Raw genomic sequence first — 3,133 nt, forward strand, 5'->3', positions numbered from 1 at the left:
CCCCCACCAAGGTCAGCAGGGATCCCAACAAAACCAAATTGCGCAGGCTATCCGATACCGGATTGAGACGTTGCAGCCGCAGGTTCAGTCCCCCCTCAAACAAGATCAGAGCCACCGCCAACGACACCAGCGCTTCCAGCCCGGATCCCATGACTTGGGGGTGAACCCAGCCCAAACCATCTGGCCCCAGCAACAGGCCAAACAGCAGCAGGAATACAATGCTGGGCACTTTGACAAAATTGGCCAGCACCTGAGCAGCGATCCCAGCCACCAGGGCTAGCGTAAACAGGATCGTCAGCTCAAATGAATCTTGCATATTGAGGCTTAACCGAACGCAATAGCGGGACGGAGCCCTTACCTTTCCAGCTACTGAACGCTAACAATCTCGTCGCTGCCATCGTTAACGTCGTTGTTGCTCCGCAACGCTAACGCCAATACAGACTGCTGGAAAGTCTCCAATCGTCAAGGTGGCTCTACCCATCACGTCAGCAGTTCATGAGCCCAAACACGCAGAGCTAACTCATGTGTGTCGGCCCCATGAAGTTGCAAAAGCTACACTCAGCCTGCTTCTCGCTACAGTACACACGACTTACCTCAACCTATCACAGAGCGAGCTTGACGACCACTCTGGCGTTGGGCAGCTCTGTTGGGAATTGAAAGCAAATCGACATGCTGCCAAAAATCTCCCCTTCTAGGCTTTCTCGCCTTCTGAGCGGCTGAGACCGGTCTCTAAGGGCTTAACGCGACGGATAGGCAGATTGGCAATAAGAGCAGTCGTTCCCCCTTCCGTGGCCAAGTGAAACTGCATCCCTTCTGAATCCAGCTCCACATAGCGGGACACCACCCCCAAAATCTCCAGGCGCATTGATTCCAGCGCCGCCGGGGTGAGGTCAGCGCGGTCATGGGCCAAGATCAGCTTCAACCGTTGCTTGGCTTGCTGGCGGCTGTTGCCGGAGTGCCGAGAAAAAAGCTGATCCAAAAAATCGAGGAGCATAGGTTTTGCCGGCCTTGTTACTCAGTTGTGAAAGTTGTGAACAGGTCAAAATTGCCATTCCAATCTGGATAAAGTGGGGAAAAACGACAAAACAGTTGTCAGAGCACCTTTTGGTTTAAAAACCGTTTGGCCCGCTCCCAAAAGGACTCGCCCAAACTGGCCATCTTGGGGAAGTCCACTGTTTCCCCTTCCAGCCGTCGGGCAATGCGCTGGATGGCCTGAGCAGCCAGAGTTGGATTGGCGGAGAGAACCAGGGGCTCCCCTTTGTTGGTGGAGACGATCACCTCGCGGTCTTCTGGAATAATACCCACCAACGGGATGGCCAGCACCTCCACCACATCTTCCACCGACATCATCTGGCCGGCTGCCACCATGTCCGGGCGCAGGCGGTTGACAATGAGCTGAGTCGATGAAATCTGGGCGGCTTCCAACAAGCCCACCACGCGATCTGCATCCCGCACCGCTGCCACTTCTGGGGTGGTGATGATGATGGCCTCGTTGGCCCCGGCGATGGCATTGCGAAACCCTTGTTCGATCCCTGCCGGACAATCGATCAGCACGTAGTCATGGCTGCTGGCCAGCTTCTCGATTAACTGGCGCATCTGATCCGGATGCACCGACGTTTTGTTGCGGGTTTGGGCTGCCGGCAACAGCGAGAGATTGGGGGTGCGCTTGTCTTTCACCAAAGCTTGCTCGAGGCGACATTCCCCGGCGATCACCTCTAGGGCTGTGTACACCACCCGATTCTCCAGCCCCAGCAGCAAATCCAGGTTGCGCAGGCCAAAGTCTGCATCCACCACCACCACCGAGCGACCCAAGCGCGCCAAGGCAGTGCCCAGGTTGGCCGTCACGGTGGTTTTGCCGACTCCACCTTTACCAGAGGTCATGACGATGACTCGGCTCATACTCCTCTCCGCAGAAAATCCTGAAGGCTGGCGACGCAGATGACATCCTCCTGCAGGTAAACCACTTCAGGGGTGTTGGGCAGGGATCCACCTTCTGGCGGACGGGCCACTTGATCGGCAATGCGCAACTGAGTGGGCTCCAACTGCAAAGCCAAGATTACAGCTCCCTTGTCGCCGTCGGCCCCCGCGTGAACCAGGCCCCGCAAGCGTCCCCAAACCCAAATATCTCCTCCAGCAATGATCTCGCCGCCGGGGTTGAGATCCCCCAACAGGAATACGGATCCTCTGTGACGCACGGACATGCCAGAGCGCACCGTCGAACGTAGGTACAGAGGTGTGGTGTCTGGGGGAGCAGGGGGAACTGCCTCCAAAAGGGAAGATTGCTCCACAGAATAGCCCAACGTTGCTGCTGCGATGGCTGTCGAGCGGGATCGAGTTTGAACGCGCCACAGTTGCAGTCCATGCTGAGACAATAGGGCAGCAAGAAGTTGTAGGGTGGGCATGTCCAGCTCTCGCTGCTGGCTCCAGAGGGTGAGGGGAGCGACCCCGGCCCAGTAGGGTTTGCGGCTGCGCAACTGCCAAACCAGGTTTTCCCAAAGCTCCTCCCAAGGCAAGGTGCTGGGCAAGTGCAGATGAATCCCTTGTGCATCCGACCGAAAGTAAACGCTGCCCGTGGCCCAGGAGTCTGGAGATGGGGAGATTTCAGGGTTCCATGTAGGGGATCCCGTCATGACCGCCCTTAAACGTCTGCCTGAATATAGAGCCCTATCCTATTCCATTCCCCCAAGCCAGGGGAAACTCTCTCGGCGGTTGCCCTTGATAGCAAAGCGGTTTCGCTTGGGTGGCAGGACAATCTTGCTTCGGGATCGCTAACTTGAGGGTACTTGATGGAGCCAATTCCTGATGTTGAAACCTCGCCACACCCTCAGGCTGCTCGCGCCAGCAGGACAGGATCCTCTCCTCTCCAAGGGGTGGAGTTCTCGCGCGGTGAGACCGGTCGCCATTGCCCTACTCAGCATTCTTGCGGCATCTGGGATGGGATCCCCTGCCCATGCCCAAGATCTGGGCCGTTTGCTGATTCATGGCCTTCAGTGGCTGCAGGTGAGCCAGTTGAACGATGCCCAAGAGGTGAGCTTAGGCCGCCAGATCGATCGACAAGTAAACTACCCGACTCTGACCGCTAAGCGGTACAGGGCGGGCTTTCAGTAGCCCTGCAGTTGGCAAGCCAACCACG

General features: G+C 57.2%; 5 protein-coding genes. 1 reads left to right on the plus strand and 4 read right to left on the minus strand.

Going from position 1 to position 3,133, the window contains the following annotated elements; translation table 11 throughout:
• The 4 genes from NW815_RS12735 to minC all read right to left on the minus strand — a co-directional run.
• Nucleotides 1-316: cation:proton antiporter (locus NW815_RS12735; RefSeq protein WP_414416085.1), on the minus strand; the 316-nt coding region annotated here is incomplete at its 3' end.
• 375 nt (nucleotides 317-691) lie between these two features.
• On the minus strand, nucleotides 692-994 hold the full coding sequence (gene minE / locus NW815_RS12740; RefSeq protein ID WP_011431985.1) for a cell division topological specificity factor MinE: 303 nt from the start codon (nucleotides 992-994) through the stop codon (nucleotides 692-694).
• Nucleotides 995-1,092: 98 nt separating this feature from the next.
• Entirely contained in the window at nucleotides 1,093-1,899 is an 807-nt protein-coding gene (gene minD / locus NW815_RS12745; protein ID WP_414390263.1) for a septum site-determining protein MinD, read from the minus strand.
• A complete protein-coding gene (gene minC / locus NW815_RS12750) occupies nucleotides 1,896-2,630 on the minus strand; it encodes a septum site-determining protein MinC (protein WP_414329647.1) in 735 nt (244 codons plus the stop codon). The genes minD and minC overlap by 4 nt, the downstream gene beginning before the upstream one ends.
• Before the next feature lie 172 nt (nucleotides 2,631-2,802).
• Between minC and NW815_RS12755 the strand changes: the two genes are divergently transcribed.
• The gene (locus NW815_RS12755; RefSeq protein ID WP_414343871.1) at nucleotides 2,803-3,108 is read left to right on the plus strand and encodes a hypothetical protein; all 306 of its coding nucleotides are present in this window, start codon (nucleotides 2,803-2,805) and stop codon (nucleotides 3,106-3,108) included.
• Nucleotides 3,109-3,133 lie beyond the last annotated feature (25 nt).

Source organism: Synechococcus sp. R6-7 (assembly GCF_047461695.1).
Classification (GTDB): domain Bacteria; phylum Cyanobacteriota; class Cyanobacteriia; order Thermostichales; family Thermostichaceae; genus Thermostichus.

Excerpts from the sequence above, each read along its gene's own strand:
- minE (WP_011431985.1), bottom strand. The coding sequence starts at position 994 with ATGCTCCTCGATTTTTTGGATCAGCTTTTTTCTCGGCACTCCGGCAAC.
- minD (WP_414390263.1), bottom strand. The coding sequence starts at position 1,899 with ATGAGCCGAGTCATCGTCATGACCTCTGGTAAAGGTGGAGTCGGCAAA.
- minC (WP_414329647.1), bottom strand. The coding sequence starts at position 2,630 with ATGACGGGATCCCCTACATGGAACCCTGAAATCTCCCCATCTCCAGAC.
- NW815_RS12755 (WP_414343871.1), top strand. The coding sequence starts at position 2,803 with ATGTTGAAACCTCGCCACACCCTCAGGCTGCTCGCGCCAGCAGGACAG.